Annotated in this window: 18 protein-coding genes; 12 read left to right on the top strand and 6 right to left on the bottom strand. The window is 65.4% G+C overall.

Features of this window, described 5'->3' with window-relative positions:
• Positions 1–102 precede the first annotated feature (102 nt).
• The 4 genes from JN280_RS11650 to JN280_RS11635 are packed head-to-tail and all read left to right on the top strand — an operon-like array spanning position 103 to position 4,114.
• Positions 103–702: a CDP-alcohol phosphatidyltransferase family protein gene (locus JN280_RS11650; protein ID WP_202312310.1), complete on the top strand. Its 600-nt coding sequence runs from the start codon at positions 103–105 to the stop codon at positions 700–702.
• A gap of 18 nt (positions 703–720) precedes the next feature.
• Positions 721–2,508 carry a bifunctional alpha/beta hydrolase/class I SAM-dependent methyltransferase gene (locus JN280_RS11645; RefSeq protein ID WP_202312308.1) on the top strand — a complete coding sequence of 596 codons (1,788 nt, stop codon included), beginning with the start codon at positions 721–723 and terminating at the stop codon, positions 2,506–2,508.
• Positions 2,509–2,519: 11 nt separating this feature from the next.
• Entirely contained in the window at positions 2,520–3,188 is a 669-nt protein-coding gene (locus tag JN280_RS11640) for a lysophospholipid acyltransferase family protein (protein ID WP_202312307.1), read from the top strand.
• Positions 3,185–4,114 (top strand): phosphatidate cytidylyltransferase, encoded by a 930-nt coding sequence (locus JN280_RS11635; RefSeq protein ID WP_202312306.1) that lies wholly within the window; start codon positions 3,185–3,187, stop codon positions 4,112–4,114. The genes JN280_RS11640 and JN280_RS11635 overlap by 4 nt, the downstream gene beginning before the upstream one ends.
• A 52-nt stretch (positions 4,115–4,166) precedes the next feature.
• On the opposite strand, the gene JN280_RS11630 is transcribed toward JN280_RS11635, so the two are convergent.
• Positions 4,167–4,628: a L,D-transpeptidase gene (locus tag JN280_RS11630; RefSeq protein WP_202312305.1), complete on the bottom strand. Its 462-nt coding sequence runs from the start codon at positions 4,626–4,628 to the stop codon at positions 4,167–4,169.
• A 401-nt stretch (positions 4,629–5,029) separates the two neighbouring features.
• Here JN280_RS11630 and JN280_RS11625 point away from each other — a divergent pair, with 401 nt between their 5' ends.
• Complete coding sequence (locus JN280_RS11625; RefSeq protein WP_202312304.1) at positions 5,030–5,197, top strand: hypothetical protein; 168 nt, start codon at positions 5,030–5,032, stop codon at positions 5,195–5,197.
• A gap of 70 nt (positions 5,198–5,267) precedes the next feature.
• Here the strand turns inward: JN280_RS11625 and JN280_RS11620 are convergent, their stop codons facing one another.
• Positions 5,268–5,942, bottom strand: a complete 675-nt coding sequence (locus tag JN280_RS11620; RefSeq protein WP_202312303.1) for a response regulator transcription factor — start codon at positions 5,940–5,942, stop codon at positions 5,268–5,270.
• Between the two features lie 41 nt (positions 5,943–5,983).
• Here JN280_RS11620 and JN280_RS11615 point away from each other — a divergent pair, with 41 nt between their 5' ends.
• On the top strand, positions 5,984–6,763 hold the full coding sequence (locus JN280_RS11615) for a response regulator transcription factor (protein WP_202312302.1): 780 nt from the start codon (positions 5,984–5,986) through the stop codon (positions 6,761–6,763).
• 30 nt (positions 6,764–6,793) lie between these two features.
• Positions 6,794–8,881: a hybrid sensor histidine kinase/response regulator gene (locus JN280_RS11610; protein ID WP_202312301.1), complete on the top strand. Its 2,088-nt coding sequence runs from the start codon at positions 6,794–6,796 to the stop codon at positions 8,879–8,881.
• Between the two features lie 120 nt (positions 8,882–9,001).
• Here the strand turns inward: JN280_RS11610 and JN280_RS11605 are convergent, their stop codons facing one another.
• The 4 genes from JN280_RS11605 to JN280_RS11590 form a co-directional block, all read right to left on the bottom strand.
• On the bottom strand, positions 9,002–9,409 hold the full coding sequence (locus JN280_RS11605) for a hypothetical protein (RefSeq protein WP_202312300.1): 408 nt from the start codon (positions 9,407–9,409) through the stop codon (positions 9,002–9,004).
• A 283-nt stretch (positions 9,410–9,692) separates the two neighbouring features.
• Positions 9,693–10,499, bottom strand: a complete 807-nt coding sequence (locus JN280_RS11600) for an inositol monophosphatase family protein (protein ID WP_244743237.1) — start codon at positions 10,497–10,499, stop codon at positions 9,693–9,695.
• A 10-nt stretch (positions 10,500–10,509) separates the two neighbouring features.
• Positions 10,510–11,319, bottom strand: a complete 810-nt coding sequence (locus tag JN280_RS11595; RefSeq protein WP_202312298.1) for a glycerophosphodiester phosphodiesterase — start codon at positions 11,317–11,319, stop codon at positions 10,510–10,512.
• A gap of 15 nt (positions 11,320–11,334) precedes the next feature.
• On the bottom strand, positions 11,335–12,378 hold the full coding sequence (locus tag JN280_RS11590) for a LacI family DNA-binding transcriptional regulator (RefSeq protein ID WP_244743235.1): 1,044 nt from the start codon (positions 12,376–12,378) through the stop codon (positions 11,335–11,337).
• A 112-nt stretch (positions 12,379–12,490) separates the two neighbouring features.
• Between JN280_RS11590 and JN280_RS11585 the strand changes: the two genes are divergently transcribed.
• The 5 genes from JN280_RS11585 to JN280_RS11565 all read left to right on the top strand — a co-directional run bounded on the left by JN280_RS11585 (position 12,491) and on the right by JN280_RS11565 (position 17,998).
• A complete protein-coding gene (locus JN280_RS11585; RefSeq protein ID WP_202312294.1) occupies positions 12,491–13,867 on the top strand; it encodes an ABC transporter substrate-binding protein in 1,377 nt (458 codons plus the stop codon).
• Between the two features lie 66 nt (positions 13,868–13,933).
• Positions 13,934–14,884, top strand: a complete 951-nt coding sequence (locus JN280_RS11580) for a carbohydrate ABC transporter permease (RefSeq protein ID WP_202312292.1) — start codon at positions 13,934–13,936, stop codon at positions 14,882–14,884.
• A gap of 1 nt (position 14,885) precedes the next feature.
• Complete coding sequence (locus tag JN280_RS11575; protein WP_202312290.1) at positions 14,886–15,986, top strand: carbohydrate ABC transporter permease; 1,101 nt, start codon at positions 14,886–14,888, stop codon at positions 15,984–15,986.
• 5 nt (positions 15,987–15,991) lie between these two features.
• Complete coding sequence (locus JN280_RS11570) at positions 15,992–17,056, top strand: ABC transporter ATP-binding protein (protein ID WP_202312288.1); 1,065 nt, start codon at positions 15,992–15,994, stop codon at positions 17,054–17,056.
• A gap of 54 nt (positions 17,057–17,110) precedes the next feature.
• Positions 17,111–17,998 carry a glycerophosphodiester phosphodiesterase gene (locus tag JN280_RS11565; protein WP_244743233.1) on the top strand — a complete coding sequence of 296 codons (888 nt, stop codon included), beginning with the start codon at positions 17,111–17,113 and terminating at the stop codon, positions 17,996–17,998.
• The last annotated feature ends 187 nt before the right edge of the window (positions 17,999–18,185 follow it).

Raw genomic sequence — 18,185 nt, 5'->3', positions numbered from 1 at the left:
GGAGTGAAGTCAAGGCGAAGGCGATTTCGCCATGGGCGGCGAAGGCGATTTCGCCTTGGGCAGCAAAGGCGATTTCGCCTTGGGCAGCAAAGGAGGCAGGCCATGCCGACGCTCTATGCACTGAAACCGGCTTTCCAGGCCCGGCTCAGGCCTTTCGTCGCATGGCTGGCGCACGTCGGCGTGACCGCGAACCAGGTGACGGTCGCCGCAGCCGCGCTCTCGATCGCGACCGGCGCCCTCATCGCCCTTTTCCCCGACCGAACTGCTGTCTTCTGGCTGTTTCCTGTCGTGCTCTTCGTGCGCATGGCCATGAATGCAGTCGACGGCATGCTGGCGCGCGAGCACGGCCAGGCATCGCGGCTCGGCGTCTATCTCAACGAACTCGGAGATCTCGTCTCCGATCTGGCGCTCACGCTGCCATTCGTGCTGGTCGCGCCCTTCCAGCCCTGGGGCGTTGTCTCATTCGCCATCATGGCGCTGCTGTCGGAATGCGCCGGCATCATCGGCACCGCCGCGGGTGCGGTGCGCATCTATGCCGGCCCGCTCGGCAAGAGCGACCGGGCCCTCGTGCTCGGCGCGCTCGGCGCGCTGATCGCATCGGGCGTCACACTACCCGTATTCGCTTCCTGGCTGTTTCCTTTCCTGGCCGCGCTCTCGGCCGTCACCATCGTCAACCGCATCCGTGCCGGGCTCGCCGCCTGAGCATCATCGAGGTCTCCCATGAAACATGAAGTGCTGGTCGCAAAGATCGACGCTCCCCGCTCCTCCGTCGCGCTCGAACGAAGCTTCCGGAGCCATGACGGCGCGCAGATCTTCTATCGCTGCTGGCCGGCGCGCAGCCCCCGCACGCGCGGCGCCGTGGTCCTCTTCCATCGCGGCCATGAACATGGCGGGCGCATGGCGCATCTGGTCGACGAACTTGGCCTGGACGACCATGCGGTTTATGCCTGGGACGCGCGAGGCCATGGACGCTCTTCCGGGGAACGCGGCCATTCGCCCTCCTTCGCGGCATCCGTCCGCGACATCGATTGTCTCGTGAAGGAGATCACCGCACGCGACGGAATCGCCGTCGAGGACATCACGGTGATCGCGCAGTCCGTCGGCGCCGTGCTGGCCGCCGGCTGGGTGCATGACTATGCGCCCAGGCTGCGTGCCCTGGTGCTGGCCGCCCCGGCTTTCGACGTCAAGCTTTATGTGCCGTTCGCCCGCCAGGGCATCGCGCTGTGGCAGAAGCTCGCCGGGCCGTTCTTCGTCAATTCCTATGTGAAGGCGCGCTTTCTCACCCATGACCGCGAGCGCATCGCGTCTTTCGAGAACGATCCGCTGATCACCCGGCCGATCGCCTCCAACATGCTGCTCGAACTCTACGATCACGCGGAGCGCATCGTCGCCGACGCCGGCGCCATCACCGTGCCGACCCAGCTCCTGATCTCGGGCAGCGACTTCGTGGTGCGGCAGGCTCCGCAGCACGAATTCTTCGTCAGGCTGGGCAGCCCGGTGAAGGAGCGGCATGTGCTGGCGGGTTTCTTCCACGATACTCTGGGCGAGAAGGATCGCGCCGTGGCGCTCGCCGAGGTCAGGCGTTTCATCGGCGAGCAGCACCGGCGGCCGGCGCCCCGGCCCGACCTGACGACCGCCGATCGGGCGGGCCATACCCGCGACGAGGCCGACCGTCTGGCGACGCCGCTGGAGACCTTTTCGGCCAAGGGGGCGTGGTGGGCGTTCAACCGCTTCATGATCCGCGTCGGAGCCGCCTTTTCCCAAGGGCTGTCGACGGGCATCCGGACCGGTTTCGATTCCGGCTCGACACTCGACTACGTCTATGAGAACCGGGCGCGGGGCATCGGCCCCGGCGGCAGGCTGATCGACCGCTTCTTCCTCGACGCGGTCGGCTGGCGCGGCATCCGCCAGCGCAAGGCACATCTGGAGGAACTGATCCCTGCCGCAGTGGCACGGCTTCAGGCCCAGGGACGAAGCGTCGACGTGCTCGACATCGCCGCCGGCCATGGCCGCTACGTGCTCGACGCGATCGCGCTCTGCCCGCGGCAGCCGGCGAGTGTGACATTGCGGGACTATTCCGACATCAATGTCGTGGCAGGATCGAGCCTCATCCGACGGCGCGGGCTGCCGGATACGGTTGTCTTCCGCAACGGCGACGCTTTCGACGCCGCGTCCCTGGCGGCACAGTCGCCGGCACCCGACCTCGCCATCGTCTCCGGTCTCTACGAGCTCTTTTCCGACAACACGCTCGTGGCGCGTTCTCTCGACGGCCTCGCCCGCGCGATGACGCCGGGCAGCCTTTTGATCTACACCAACCAGCCCTGGCACCCGCAGCTCGAGATGATCGCCCGTTGCCTGACCTCGCATCGCGACGGCAGGCCATGGGTGATGCGCCGCCGCAGCCAAGCCGAGATGGACCAACTCGTCGAGAAGGCCGGCTTCCGCAAGCTCGACCAGCGCATCGACCGCTGGGGTATCTTCACCGTATCGGTCGCGGAACGGGTCTAGTCGGAGGGGCAATGGGGGAGATCAGGACACTGGCCTGCACAGCGCTTCGGACCGCGACCTCCGCGACCCTGGCGGCATTCGCACGGGCCACCACCGGCGTTCGGCCGATCTGGGCCGGCACCGGACCATCCGACCGGCAGCGCATCTATTTCGCCAACCACGCCAGCCATGGCGACTTCATTCTCCTGTCGGCCTGCCTGCCGCCGCGTGAGCGCATGCGCACACGCGCTGTCGCCGGGGCGGATTATTGGGGCAAGTCGAAGCTGCGCCGCTTCATCGCCGAGGACATGCTTTCCTCGGTGCTTGTCGAGCGCAACTGGGTGGAGCGCACAGTCGATCCGCTCGCCGTCATGCTGAAGACCCTGGACCAGGGCGACTCGCTGATCTTCTTCCCCGAAGGCACGCGCAACATGACCGAGGAGCCGCTGCTGCGATTTCGGTCCGGCCTCTACAACCTCGCCGTCGCGCGGCCCGACGTGGAACTTGTCCCATGCTGGATCGAGAACATGTCGCGGGTGCTGCCGAAGGGCGAGTTCCTGCCGGTTCCGCTCCTGTGCCGCGTCGTCTTCGGCGCACCGATCGCGCCGACGCAGGACGAGGAGAGGCGCGCCTTCCTGGATCGCGCCCGCGATGCGCTCCTTGCACTGGACCCGAGGCCGAGGAGGGACGGCAAGCCATGACCGAGACGTTCTATCTCGCCGCCGGCCTGCTCGGCGTCCTGCTGGCCGCAAGCGCAGCCTCCACGGCGCTGACATGGCGGGCGGCCGACCCGCGCGATCCCGTGCTCCTCAACTTCAATCAGCGCATCAAGGCCTGGTGGGTGATGGTGGCGGCGATCGCGGCGGCCTTCCTGTTCGGCAAGGGCGGCGTGATTCTACTGTTTGCCTTCGTCTCGTTCGCCGCGCTGCGCGAATTCGTGACGCTGACCTATTCGCGCCGCAGCGACCACTGGATCCTGCTCGGCATGTTCGGCGTGGCGATCCCGGCCCAGTATCTGCTGGTCTGGCTCGAATGGTACGGGCTCTACACCATCTTCATTCCGGTCTACTGCTTCCTGGCCATGCCGGCGCTGACGGCTCTGCGCGGCGACACCGCGCGCTTCCTGGAGCGCGTGGCGGAGCAGCAATGGGGGCTGATGCTGGCCGTCTATTGCGTCAGCCATGTGCCGGCGCTGCTGACGCTGCCGATCCCCGGCTTCGACGATCGCAAGCTGCTTCTCATCGCCTTCCTGATCATCACGGTGCAGGGCAGCGACGTGCTGCAATATGTCTTCGGCAAGCTGTTCGGCAGACGTCGCGTCTCGCCCAACGTGTCGCCGTCCAAGACCTGGGAAGGCCTGATCGGCGGCCTCGCCGGCGCCAGCCTGCTCGGCGGCGCCCTGTGGTGGCTGACCCCATTCTCGCCGCTTCAGGCGGCAGGCATCGCGCTGCTTGCCTGCCTGATGGGATTTCTCGGCGGGCTCGTGGCCTCCGCCATCAAGCGCGACCAGGGCGTGAAGGACTGGGGTCACCTGATCGAGGGCCATGGCGGCATGCTCGATCGCGCCGACAGCCTGGTCTTCGCCGCGCCTGTCTTCTTCCACATCGTGCGGTTCACGGTGGCCTGAGCGGGTGGCGGGGACCCCGCCACATAAAGGCCCGGCGAAAGTCGCGCGCCGGCTATTTAACGATGACGATACGGGTGTTGGACGGGCCGAAGGCCTGGACCAGCTCGTAGAAATCTGCGGCATTGTCGGGATGGAGCCGGATGCAGCCATGCGAGGCCGGGCGGCCGAGGCGTTTGACATGCGGCGTGGCATGCACGGCATAGCCGCCGTGGAAGAAGATCGAATGCGGCATCGGCGCATTGTCGTACTTCCTCGAATACCACATTTCGTGCATGCGGGTCGGCGTGAACGAACCGGTCGGCGTGACATAGCCCTTGCCCGCGGTCGACACCTTCCATTGGAACGTTTCCCGTCCGTCGATCATGACCCGCATCGTCTGCTGCGAAATCGATACGCGCGCCACGATCTTGTTGGCCGCGACTGCGGTGTCGGCTCCCCAGCCGAGCAAGGCGCCGAAGCCGATCATGGTGCATGTCGCAAGGTTTATGAGACGATTGGCGAAGTTGGTGGTCATGTGTTCCCCCGAAAGATGACTGGTCCGTTTCGATGGGAGCAATATGCGCACGCGCTGTTTCGAATTGATTTCGCTGAAACGCAATTATGTTTCGTAATTGTTTCATATCAAGCAATATGAGCGTCCCGCGCTTGACCTCGCGCCCGGCAATTCGGTTGCGCCCGGAAACCATCCTGCAACAGGGGCCGGGCGGCGCGGCATCGTCCTGAAACAGGGCCCTGTCATTCTGTGCGCATAGAAACACGGATGTCTGGACGGGACATGGAATGCGGCAGGACGATCGAGCTGGTCGGGAAAGGCGTGGCGACGGGTGTACCCTCGCTCGCGGGGAGCCCGGCCGGCCATCTCTGGACCGCTCCCACAGAAGCCCCGCACCCGGCACGCTCCCGGAGGATCCGACCATGAAGGCCAACAAGGGCGCTGCGGTTCTTTCCGCGCTTCTTTATGCCCAGGGACTGCTCGGCATTGCCGCGGTGGCGGCGGTGCTGCTGAAGTCGCCCGCCGATGCCGGGCATTCCGGATCCGGCATCGGCGCAGTTCAGGTCGCGTCGCACCAGCAGGCGCGGTGACCCGATCTTGCATCGCCTGATAAGAACGCCCATCGCCGGGGCCGGCCGAAATCGGTGCCGGGTTGCCTGCTCAACCGCCCGACGGCGGGTCGAAGCGGTAGCCGGTGCCGCGCACCGTGGTGATCGTTTCGGTGTCGAGCTTGCGGCGAAGCCGCACGATGCGCGAATCGATCGACCGGTCGAAGGCGTCAGTTGCCTCGGCCGGCGCAGCGGCGATGATATCGTCGCGGGTAAGCACCGTGCGGGGATTGGCGGCAAACAGCCGAAGCAGCGCGATCTGCCCGGGAGACAGGGCGTCCTCTCCCCCCGACCGGTGCATCACCAGAGCGGCCTTCAGGTCGACCGTCGCGTTCTCGAGGACCAGCAACTCGCTGCCACGCTGGCCTCGCCGGGCGATCAGCCCGCCGATCCTCGCCGCGATCTCGCGCGGATTGACAGGACGCTCGACAGCGTCGGCTGCGCCGAGTTCCAGGGCCAGGATCTTGTCGATCAGGTCGGACCGTCCATTCACCATCATGAAAAGCGTGCCGCCGGCGCCGTGGCGTCGGAGCAGGTCGAGACCGGCGCCGTCTTCGAGCGCCAGTTCGACGACCGCGACATCGACACCGCCCTCGCAGATCAGCGCATCGCCTTGCCAGCCGTCCGCCGCAAGGCGCACGACATATCCGCGCCGCTGGAGATAGTCGTCGAGCTCGGTGGCGGCATCAGCGGAAAAACCGATCAACGCAACGACTGGCCTCGCCATGAAAAGTCCCGGTCTCAAGTTCGAGGATGTAACTAGACAAGATGTTTATACCCAATCTACTGTCCGCTGAAAGCGGAGGCGAGATAGCACTGCGAGCACGCATCGTAATCGTCGAGGACGAGCCGGATCTGCGCGAAGCCGTCGCGGAATATCTCGGCGCAAACGGCTACGATGTCGCGACGGCCGCCGATGCCGCCGAGATGCGGGCGCTTGCCGCCGAGGGTCCCTTTCATCTCGCCATTCTCGACATCGCCATGCCTGGCGAGGACGGCCTGTCGCTCGGCCGCTGGATCCGCTCGACCATGTCAGCCGGGATCATCTTCGCTTCCGCCGCGGGCACGGCGATCGACCGCATCGTCGGGCTCGAGATCGGGGCCGACGACTACATCGTGAAACCCTACGAACTGCGCGAGCTGCTGGCGCGGGTGCGCAGCGTGCTTAGGCGCGTTCCGCAGCAAATGGAACCGGCGCAGGCGAAATCGGAGAGCGAGGCGCCCCGGCGGACAATGGCCTTCGGCGGCTACACCGCCGATTTCGAGGGGCGCCTGGTGACCGCGCCCGACGGTTCCATCGTCGACCTCTCCAAGAGCGAGTTCGACGTGCTGGAGATATTCCTCAGCCGGCCCAACCGGCTGCTGACGCGGGCGGCGATCTCCGAAGCGATCGGCGTGGAGGAGGATTCCGATTCCTCGCGTGCCGTCGACATCAGGATCATGCGGCTCCGCAAGAAGATCGAGGAGGATCCCTCCAGCCCGAAATTCCTGCGCACCGTTCGCGGCGAGGGCTACATCTTCTCGCTGCCCGCCGGCGACGCCGGCTGACGCACCGGGTTGAACAATGGAACCGGCCGCATGATCGAGACGATCCCGCCCAGCATGGACATGGACATCGTCGAGCCCGGCGTTTCCGTCGCGGCCGCCCGCATCGTGCGAAGGCTGCGGCAGGCAGAGGACTGGCGCCAGGAACTCGGCTGGGCACTGGAACTCATCGGCCGTTCGATGTCGGCGCATCGCACGATCCTGTTCCGTCTGCGCGAAGCGCCCGACCATGGGCTTATCCAGTCCGTGGCCGGATTCTGGGTCGACGACAAGATCGAGGGCATCTCCGGCATGCCGACGGTCATCCCGCAATCGGTCATCCACTCCGATGAGCTGCTCGGTCGCATCGCCCGGGAAGGCAGGCAGGGCAAGATGTTTACCGGGCTGACGAGCGAGATCGGCGGCTTCCTCAGGCGGGACTTCGAAAACCAGAACATCAAATCGTTCCTGTCGATCCCCTATTTCGTCAACGGCCAGGCAGCGGGATCGCTGGCCATCAACGACTGCCTGAGAGAACGCAAGTGGACCGACGAGGAGAAGGCGGCGGCCGAGATCGTGGCCATCGCCATCAGCGACGCCATCGAGCGCTCCCAGTCGGATGCGCATGTCGCGGAGATCATGCGCGCGGCCATGCTGCAGGCGTCGCTGGACGCCGTCATCATCATCGACGAAACGGGCAAGATCGTCGAATTCAACCCGGCCGCCGAAAGGATGTTCGGCTATCGGCGCATCGACATCGTCGGCCAGGACATACTCGACACGATCATCCCCGAATATTACCGGGCCGGCCACGCCAATGGCGGAGAATACATGGCCGGGCGCGGCGCCCCCATGCTCGGCCGCCGGCTCGAGACGGTTTCGCAGCATGCATCGGGCGAGATCTTCCCGATCGAGCTGACCGCGTCGGAGGTCAAGATCGCCGATCGCCGGCTGTTTCTCGGATCGATCCGGGACCTGCGCGAGAAGCGCTATGCCGAGGACGAGATCAACCGCCAGCGGGAGAAGCTGCATCAGAACGAGAAGGTCGCGGCGATGGGCTCGCTGCTGGCCGGCGTGTCGCATGAGCTCAACAATCCGCTCGCCGTGGTGGTGGCGCAGTCGACCTTGCTGCATGAATTCGCCGTCGACCCCCAGACCAAGGCCCGCGCCGAGAAGGTCCGCGCCGCCGCCGAGCGATGCGGCCGCATCGTCAAGAGCTTCCTTGGCATGGTGCGGCTCCAGCCCACGGCGCAGGCCGAAACCGACCTCAACCATGTGTTGCGCTCCGCGCTCGAAGTCACCGCCTACGGCGCGCGCACCAGCGGCATCGGGGTCGACGCCGAATTTGCCGAAGGCGCGGTGCTGGTGATGGCCGATGCCGACCACCTCACCCAGGTCGCCGCCAACTTCCTCGTCAACAGCCAGCATGCGCTGGCATCGAGCCCGCGCGACCGCCGCATCAAGGTGCGTACGTTCCGGAACCCGAACGGCACCGTCGGGTTCTCGGTCGAGGACAACGGCCCGGGCATTCCGGAGGAAATCCGCTCCCGCATCTTCGAATCCTACTTCACGACCAAGCCCGTGGGGGTCGGCACCGGCATCGGCCTGTCGATCTCCCGTTCGATCGTCGAGCGCCACAACGGCAAGGTCTGGTTCGAGGCGACCGAGCCGAGCGGCGCGCGTTTCGTGGTGGAACTGCCGGCCACGGCAGGTGCGCAGAATAGTGCCGGCACTGGACACGCCCAATCGACCAGCCTGCGCCGCGCGCTCATCGTCGACGACGAACCCGACGTTGCCGAATCCCTGGCCGATATCCTCGAACTCATGGGCATCAAGTCGGTGATGCTATCGGCCTGGACCTCGGCCGGCGAGATCCTGCCCGATGTCGCGCCCGACATCGTGTTCAGCGACCTGCGCATGCCGGGCTCCAGCGGCATCGGCATCTATCGCGACATCATCGGCCATCGCGCCGATCTCAGCCGGCGCTTCGTGCTCGTCACCGGCGACATGATCGGCGCCCGTGCCGAGGTGGAGGCGCTGGCGCCGCATCTGCGCCCTCTCATCCTGGAAAAGCCGTTCAGCACGCTCGACGTCCGCGGCGTGCTCGCTGCGGTCGGCGACCAGATCACGCTGACGAAGTAGCAACGGCGGAAAATCGACCCGGCTGGGCATGCCGGGAACAGGAACAGCCTGCTCCGCAGCAAAAAAAGGCCCCCTGCCGGAGGGGTCGGCAGGGAGCCAGAGGCTGGAGGGCTGAAAGCTTCAGAACACGTTTGGGGTCTGCCGGTTCGGCTCGGCATTGGCGATCATGCGGATCGTGCGAGCCTTGCGGTCACCGGCCTCCCGGGCGATCACGAGCAGACAATCGAGCGACTCGTTGCCCCAGGCCTGTCCCTCGCAGGCCCTCTCGGTCTCCGACATGGGCAGGCGTGCCGTCTTCTGCGTGGTGCGGACGTCGTCCGCGATCTTGCGCGGCGCTCCGCCGATGGCCGCGAAGGCCGGTCCCGATGTGGGAATGAGCGCCATGGCGAGAAAGCAGGCCGCAGCGGCCACCGCGAACATCGCCATCGGATGATCCTGCGTGCGCTGGCGCAACGCGATCCTGGGGAAATCGAAGCCGCGCACCGGCCCGTGCCCGTTCCCGACTGATGTGGTTCTCTTGCCGGCCATTGTCGTCGCCTTGTTGTTCCCTGTTGAAGGGACAATAGGCCAACCGTGTTTCTGCCCGATGTTGTCCGAACTCGCCTCTGTAACAGGTTTGAAACAAGCGGTTCGGGCAGATTTCGGTCAAAATCAGTCAAGGCCGGTCATGACTGCGCACGGCGGTGGATGCGATACGCTTGGCAGGGGCGGGCGAGATTCGCGCTTGCACCCACCTGTCGCCGTATGGCGCGAAAGCATGGCGGACGAGCAAAGCGAATGGAACGAAGTTGGCTTCGATCCAGACGGCCGGCTACCTTTCGGGGCTGCCGAACCTCACATGCCGTTTGACCATGTCGGCCAGCGCCGGCGTGGCGGCCAGGATTTCACTCCCATACGCCAGGTGTTCGGCCGCGAAGTCATTCGTCCAGCCGCCGGCTTCGCGGACCAGCAGCAAGCCCGCCACGGCGTCCCACGAATTCATATGGCGCTCCCAGTAGCCGTCGAAGCGCCCCGCTGCCGTATAGGCAAGGCCGAGCGCCCCGGACCCGAGCCTGAGATACTCGCACCCCGCCGAAAGCAGCGCATCGACCGCGCGGACATGCTCCTTGACCGGCCGACGGTAGCTGAAGCCGACCGCGACACGGGCACGCGTCGGGTCGGTTTCGCCGCTGACCTTGATCGGCCGGCCGTTGAGGAAGGCGCCGCCGTCCTTCCTCGCCGAAAACAGCTCCGCCGCGAGCGGGGCGTAGATGATCCCGAGCGCCAACGCACCGTCGACGACCAGGCCGACGGAGACGCACCAGAACGGAATGCCGGTCAGGAAATTATGCGTACCGTCGATCGGGTCGATCACCCAGACGGCAGGCGCCTCCGGGTTGCGGGAGCCGCGCTCCTCGCCGAGAAAGCCGTCCTCGGGAAACAGGCGGCCGAGACCGGTGACGATGAGGTCTTCGCATTCGCGGTCGGCCTCGCTCACCAGGTCCTGCGCACCCTTGCGGTCGATACTCAAAAGCTCGCGCCGGGCAAAATGATCGGCGGCGAGCCGGCCTGCTTCGCGGACCACGGCTTCCGCCGCCCGCAGGCGGTTATCGAGAACATCTGGTTGCATCCGAGCCATGGCGATCTTCTCAACTGGCGTGGCCGGCTTGTCTGACGAGGCGAGCGATGAACGGCACGTCGTCGCCGGAAATCGAATCGACCAGCCCATCGACAATCCACTGCACGATTTTCGGCAGCGGGTCGCGGCCGCCCCGCCAGTATTCGGCGAGTTTGTCCGGGCGAGGCATGCTGAGACGATTGCTGAAACCCGCTTCATGCAATGCCCGCGCATCGTCGGGGTGGAACATGTCGAGCTCGATCGAGACCGAAGCCGCGCCGCAAGTCTCCAGCACACCGATGAGGTCGGCATGGCGGGCATGGGTGATTGCTTCGGTCTTGAGTCCCGGATGATGCTCTACGGCGCGCTTCAGAACCGCATGGTCAAAGCCGATCACGATGACGCGGTCGAGCGTCCCCGTTGCTCTGAGCAATGCCGCTACGCGATCGGCGGCGAGATCCGGCCGCTCGGCCTCCTTGATCTCCAGTACGATCCCCATATCCGCCGCTTTGGCCCAGTCGAGCGTCTCCGCGACGGTCGGAATCTTCGTACCGGCGAAGGAGGGATCGAACCGGACGCCGGCATCCAGTCGGCGGATCTGCTCAAGGCCGAGGTCGGCTGCGAAGCCATGCCCGTCCGTTGTCCGGTCGACGGTCAGATCGTGCAGGACGATCGGCTCGCCGTCTGCAGTCAGTACGACGTCGATCTCGACCGTGGTCGCGCCTGCCGTCCGGGCCGCCTCTAGCGCCGGCAGCGTGTTCTCCGGATAGCAGAGGCTGTAGCCGCGGTGGCCGCAGACATGGACATGCCCCGCCTCGCGGGCCAGGAAGCTGAAGGACATACCCGGCTGGTCTCCCTATTTGCGAAGACGCGCCTCCTGCCGGCGGGTCTTGACGGTTTCGCGAACTACGAGCTCGACCGGGATATGGACCGATATCGGCGGCAGGTCCGGATCGGAGAGGCGCCGGTCGAGGATCGACACGACCTCGCGGGCGATGCGCCGGGGGTCCTGCCGCAGCGTGGTCAGCCTGTAGGAGGCCCACGCGGCAATGGGAACGTCGTCGAAGCCGATGACCGACACGTTGTCTGGTACACGCAGGCCCGCGCCGCGCAAATGATCGAGCGTCCCGAACGCCATCAGGTCGTTGACGCAGAAGATCGCGTCAGGTGCCGGTCCTCGCGCCAGCAATTGCCGCGCCGCCTCCTGCCCGCCGTCATAGTCGGAGTGACCGGCCCTCACGATCGTCGGCTTGAATCCCGACGCGGCTGCGAACTCGGCGAAGGCGCGCTCGCGAACGGCAAGGCTCGGGCTCGGATCCTCCTTGTTGATCACGGCGAAGCGGCGGGCTCCGGTCATGGACAGGATCCCGAAGGCCTGCTGCGCACCGTCCCTGTCGTCGCAATGAACGCTGTCGAGGCCCGTCTCGGCTCGGTTGATCAGGATCAGCGGCTGTCCGTTGCGGCGCGTCAGCTCGACCAGGCTCTCCGGCGGCGAGCCTGACAGGAAGACGGTCGCCTCCGCCCGGTAGCGCAGCAACTGCCGGCTGGCATTCGCAATGTCTTCCGTGGTGGTGCCGATGTTGATGATCGCCGGCATGTTGCCACGCTCGATCAAGGCCTGCGACAGCGCGGCGATCATCTGGGCGCGGAACGGTGTGTCGGCGTCAGAGGTCACCAGCCCGACCAACCGGCTGCGATTGGCGAGAAGGCCCCGGGCGAGATCGTTGACCTGGTAGCCGAGGGCGGCGGCCGCCTCGTGCACCCTGGCCAGGGTTGCCGGCGCTATGCTTGCGCCAGGGGTGAAGGCTCGCGAGACCGCGGAGCGGGACACGCCCGCCCGTTCGGCGACGGCCTGGGCGCTCACGAAACGACCCTGGCCATTGTCTCTGCCGTCGGTCACGGTTCGACCCCTCCCACTGGACATTCTCCCAAGTGCATTCATAATCCTGTTGCACAGCATTGCAACAACATGACGGCGCGGTGAAGCGTGCCGCAGCAGGGAGGATGGAAAGATGATTCACTGGAAGAGTGGAACTGCCGCCGCACTCCTGAGTGCAGTACTTGCGGGTGGCTTGGCAGCCGTCTTCACGGCAATGCCGGTTTTCGCCCAGGAGACCGTGAAATTCGAGCTGTGGTCGCGTCAGGATCCTTCCGGACCATTGCGTCCGGGCAATGTGGTCAAGGCTGCAGAGCGGCTCAACAAGGAACTCGAGGCCGAAGGTTCACCCAAGCGTATCGAGGTCGCGGTGCGCGAGAGCCCTGCCAAGGGTTTTGACGACGACGCTCTGCAGCTCCTGAAAGTGTTCGGCATCGGCCAGGGGCCGGACATGTTCATCGCTGCGCATGAATGGGTCTGCGCCTTCCAGCAGGACGGCTTCGCCCTCAAGCTCGACGACTATATCGCCAAATACCCGCAGCACTTCGGGACGATCTTCCCGGAGCTCTGGTCATCGACCAGGTGCCCCGACGGCACCTACGCCATCCCGCAGGATGCGGAGGCGAGGATGTTCTTCTACAACAAGAAACTCCTCCGCGAGGCCGGCTATGACGCCGCTTTCGTCGACGCTTTGCCCCAACGGGCACTGTCGGGCGACCTGACAATGGACGAGGTCCTGGATATCGCCAAGCAGGTGGTCGACAAGACGAAAGCCCAGTACGGCGTCCTTCACCGGCCGAACAAGGGCCCCGACTACATCATGGTCTTCAATGCCTACGGCAATGACTTCATCGATCCGGCGAGTGGCAAGTTGCTCCTTGAGCGTGACAAGCTCGCCGCGGCATTCGGCTGGTTCGAGCGCGGGGTGAAGGAAGGCGTCATCCCCGCCAACAACACCGCGATGGAATTCGACGCGCTGCGCAAGGAGTTCTATACCGGCAATGCAGCCTTCTGGATGTACGGCATTTGGGATCTCGGCAGCGTGGCCTTCCCGACCTACGGCCTGCCACAGGATGAAAAAGCCTTCTTCGCGGATTGGGGCTGGATCGCCGGGCCGGCACCCGCCAAGGGCGGCTCGCCGGTCAGCCTGACCCATCCGATCGTCTACGTGATCTCCGCCAGCACCAAGGAGCCGGAACTCGCTGTCCGCCTGCTTGGCCACGCCTCGGCGGCCGACCTCAACACCGATCATGCGGTTACCACGACCCATCTCGGCATCAAGCCCGAGCAGCTCGAGGATCCGCGCTATGCGGAAGCCTGGCCACTCGCCCGTGCGACCGACCTGCTCAAGATCACAAAATTCCTTCCCAACAATGCGCAGTTCGGCGAGCTCAACGGCATCATCTATGCGGCGATCCAGGGCATAGAGTCGGGACGGCTGTCGGCGGACGACGCGGCGGAATTCGTGATCGACGAGGCGTCGGCGAGCCTCGAAGACGTCGTCGTCAAATAGCCCCGATCGGCCTTGCGACGGTCGAGCTACGCACCGCATCGACCGTCGCAACGAGCGAGTCAGGCAATGACGACTTTAGACGAACTCATGATCGAGCACCGCGGCCATGCCCGGTCTGCGACCCGCCGGCGCGCGAACTTCGTGATCCTGCTTGGCCCGGCAATCATTCTCACGGTCCTGTTTTTCATCGTCCCGGTTCTCATCGACATCGCAGTCTCGTTCACCGACCTCAACCGGTCGCTTCGCATCACCGGGTTCACCATCGAGCAATTCGAGAAGATCTTCCGCGGCGACCGCCGGCTGACGCCGGTCATCGGGCTCACCTTCATCTACGTCTTCGGCACGCTGGCGATCTTCAACGTGACCTTCGGCCTGATTCTCGCCATCACCACCACGTCGCTCCGGAACGTTTCCGGCGGTTTCTTCCGCGGCGTGTGGCTCCTGCCGCGGATGAGCCCGTCGGTGCTCTACATTCTGCTCTGGCTGTGGGCGGTGAGCCCGACCGAAGCCGGTCTCGTCAACCAGGTCCTGATGCAGGGCTTCGGCCTCGATGCGCCGCTCGACCTGCTGACCTCCGCTCCGGTTGCGCTCATCATCATCTCCAACGGCTTCATCGGCGCCTCGATGGGCATGATCATCTTCACCGCCGCGATCCGCGGGATTCCCGAGCACCTGTTCCACGCCGCCGCGGTGGACGGCGCCGGGACCTTCGCGCAGATCCGCTTCATCACCTTGCCGGCCCTGCGCTGGCCGATCAGCTTCGTGACGATCTACCAGACGCTCTCGCTTCTGGTGAGCTTCGAGTACATCCTGCTGCTCACGAGGGGTGGTCCGTTCTATGACACGACGGTCTATGCGCTCTACGTATACCGGCGAGCCTTCGAGAACGGCCAGTATGCCTATGGCGCCGCGCTGGCGCTGTTCCTGATCGTAATCGGCGTGGTCGTAGCGCTTATCGGCTGGCGCTTCTTCGACATGGAGCGCCTGCTGCAACGCCCGCGCATCGAGGTGCATTGAGATGGCGGTCGAGGCGATCCCAACAACATCCGCGGCAACGCACGAGCCACTGGTCGATTGGGACAGGCTGGCGGCACGGGCGCGCAATTTGCGCCGCACCAAGGCGGTCGTCCTTTACTCCTTCCTGATCGCCGTCTCGCTGCCGATCATCCTCCCCTATTTCTGGCTGGTCACGATCGCCTTCTCGGCCAGGACCGGCGTCGCCGAGACGGCGGTGCTCTGGCGGTCGACGGCGGTGGTCGTGCCGACAGTGGTAGCCCTGTGGCTCGCCGCCGCGTTCACGCAGGACCGTCGCCAGATGTGGATCGGCATGGCGGTCATCACTGCGATCGCCGTCCTTGCCATCGTCCTTTTCGTCGGCCGAGACCTCCATGTCGGCAATTTCATCTTCCTGTGGGAACCGGACTTCGCTTCCGTGGTGCGATCGCGGGTCGGAGAGGTGAAAGGTGCGGTACAGTTCCCCAATGTCTGGCACGCCTTCGGCAACTCGGTCCTGATTGCCGGCGCGCAGACGGCCATTGTCGTCACGGTTGCCTCGCTGGCGGCCTATTACCTGTCGCGTTTCCAATTCCCCGGGCGCTCGGCGATGCTACGCTCGCTGCTGGTGCTGCACGCCTTCCCGGTGATGACGCTGATCGTGCCGATGTTCCTGATGCTCTACTGGATCGGGCTGCTCGACACGCTTGCCGGCGTGATCCTGGTGCTCGTCGCCTTTGAGCTGCCCTTCGCGATCTTCATCATGAAGGGCTTCTTCGACGCTGTGCCATGGGACATCGAGATGAGCGCCCTGACCGACGGCGCGTCACGGCGGCAGGCATTCGTCAGCGTCGTGCTGCCGCAAGTCAGGAACGGCATCCTCGCAATAGCGGTCTTCACCTTCATCCGGGGCTGGGAGGAGTACATCTTCGTCTTCACCTTCCTGGTGAGAAACACCAACTGGACCATGAGCCTCTACATGTACTGGGTGCGGGACGACGTCATGGGCGTCGACTACGGAGTGGTCTCGGCAGTGGGCGTCTTCTACCTCGTTCCAAGCCTGATCCTCTATCTGGCCGCCCAGCGCTATCTGATGCAGATGTCGATCGGTGGCGTGAAGGGCTGACTGGTATGGCCAGGATCGAGTTCCGCAACGTGTCGAAGCGCTTCGGCGACGTCGAGGTGATCCCCGGCATGAACCTTGTGATCGAGGACGGCGAGTTCGTCGCGCTGCTCGGCCCCTCCGGCTGCGGCAAGTCGACGAGCCTCTTCATGCTCGCCGGGATCTACGTGCCGACCGGCGGCGAGTTGCTCTTCGACGACCATGTCGTGAACGAGGTGGAGGCGCGGGACCGCAATGTCGGCATCGTCTTTCAGTCCTATGCCCTTTATCCGCATATGAGCGTGCGCGACAACATCCTGTTCCCGCTACGCTTCAAGAAGACGCCGCGCGACGAAGCTCTCGGCCGGGTGAAGGCCGCCGCCGAACTTGTCCGGGTCGCAGAACTGCTCGAACGCCGTCCCGGCGAGCTTTCCGGCGGCCAGCAGCAGCGGGTTGCACTGGCGCGTGCCCTGGTGAAGGAGCCACAACTGCTGCTGCTCGACGAGCCGCTTTCCAACCTCGACGCGACCCTTCGGCTTTCGATGCGCACGGAGATCAAGTCCCTGCAGGAGCACCTCGGGGTGACAACCGTGCTGGTCACGCACGACCAGGTCGAGGCCACCACGATGGCCGACCGCATCATCTGCATGCGCGCCGGCCGCATCGAGCAGGTCGGGACGCCGGATGATCTCTATCTCAGGCCATCCAGCCTGTTCGTCGCCGGCTTCATCGGCTCGCCGCCCATCAACCTGATTGCGGGCAAAGCCGAGGGCGGCAAGGTCAGCGCCAACGGCACCCAATTCCCGATCGAAGGGGCATCAGGAGCGCTGACCGTCGGACTGAGGCCGGAACATCTGCGATTCGGTGGCAGCGGCTTTCCCGGCCGCATCATGCAGATCGAACCGATGGGGCGCGAGATCCTCTATGTCGTCGACACCGGAGTCGGCACCGTTCGCGTGCTCGAGCAGGGCTCATCTGCCGCCCACTCGCCCGGAGAAGAGGTGAAGATCGGCTTTGCGCCGGAGAATTCACTGGTGTTCGAGACGGCCGAGCAGAAGCTCGTCGCAGGCGCGCATGTTCGCGCCCCGACTTGACGGGTCGGCGGCCGCCGACTTGTCCAGTTCTTCGAGATGGGTGGGGAGGGGCACGTGGTGGCGCCGCTGAAGCAGGTTGCTCAGGAAGTCAGCGGCGAGGCGTCGGACACGCCGATTGCTGTCGAGGGCCCGCACGGGCCTATTCGCCTGAAGTGGCACAAGCTGCGAAGATATCTCGCCGAAGCGCCTTTCAGGCGTTCGAACCTCGCCCTTGGATGGCGGCTCGGAGCGAGCCTCGAGGTCGATATCCTGGCCACCGCAGACGGCCGCTTCGCGGTTCTGCACGATCCGACGCTGGGCCCATCGACGACCGGACGCGGGCGCGTCCCGTCCACGCCGATTGCCTCGATCCGGGGGCTCTTTCACCGCGACGCCGATGGCGCCGCCGACCCCGATGCGCCGGTCCTGCCGCTCGCCGAGCTGGTGGCCCCGCTTCGAATACTGCCGAGAGCGCCATCGGCCAACCTTCAGCTCGACCTCAAGCTTCTCAACGGACGCCGGCTCCCGGATTCGGCGATCGGCGACGCGGCGGCAGCAGTTCGCGGATTGGGCGACGCCATCGTCGTCGGGTCGCATCATCTCGAGGATGCGCGCCGCTTCGTTTCGGTCATTCCCGGAGCCCGGCTCGGCTACGACCCGATGCTGGCGGTATCGCGCCAGCCTGGCTTGCGCGATCCTGAGCGGCTGCTGCGCCACATCGAGCGCCGCAAGGCCGGCGTGAGCATCGCCTATCTCAGGTTCGATGCCATTGTTGCCGCGCAGAGGCGGCGGTTTCCGCTCGTCGCTCGCCTGCTCGACCTCGGCATCGAGACCGACGCCTGGACGGTCAATCCCGGTCGGGGGATCGATGCGCCCGCGCTTGCGGCGCTCGTCGGGGCCAAGGTGCGCCAGATCACCACGGACGCGCCCGGTCAGATCTCCCGTCTGATCCGCTCGCTTTGAATTCGCCCGAAGCCGCGCCTTCGTTCGACAAGGGTCCAGGCACCCGCATCCGGATTTCGTGCGTAGGCGCGCGGACAACGGCGCATTCCTATCCGACAGGGTCGCAGGGACGAGATTAACTCCCGGAAAAATCGGAGTTTTCCAGGCGGAACAACGACCCGGCACGCCTCCCGCCGCTGCACTGCGG

The sequence above is a fragment of the Mesorhizobium sp. L-8-10 genome (assembly GCF_016756635.1).
In the GTDB taxonomy this organism is placed as follows: Bacteria; Pseudomonadota; Alphaproteobacteria; order Rhizobiales; family Rhizobiaceae.
This window is presented reverse-complemented; position numbering and strand designations above follow the sequence as displayed.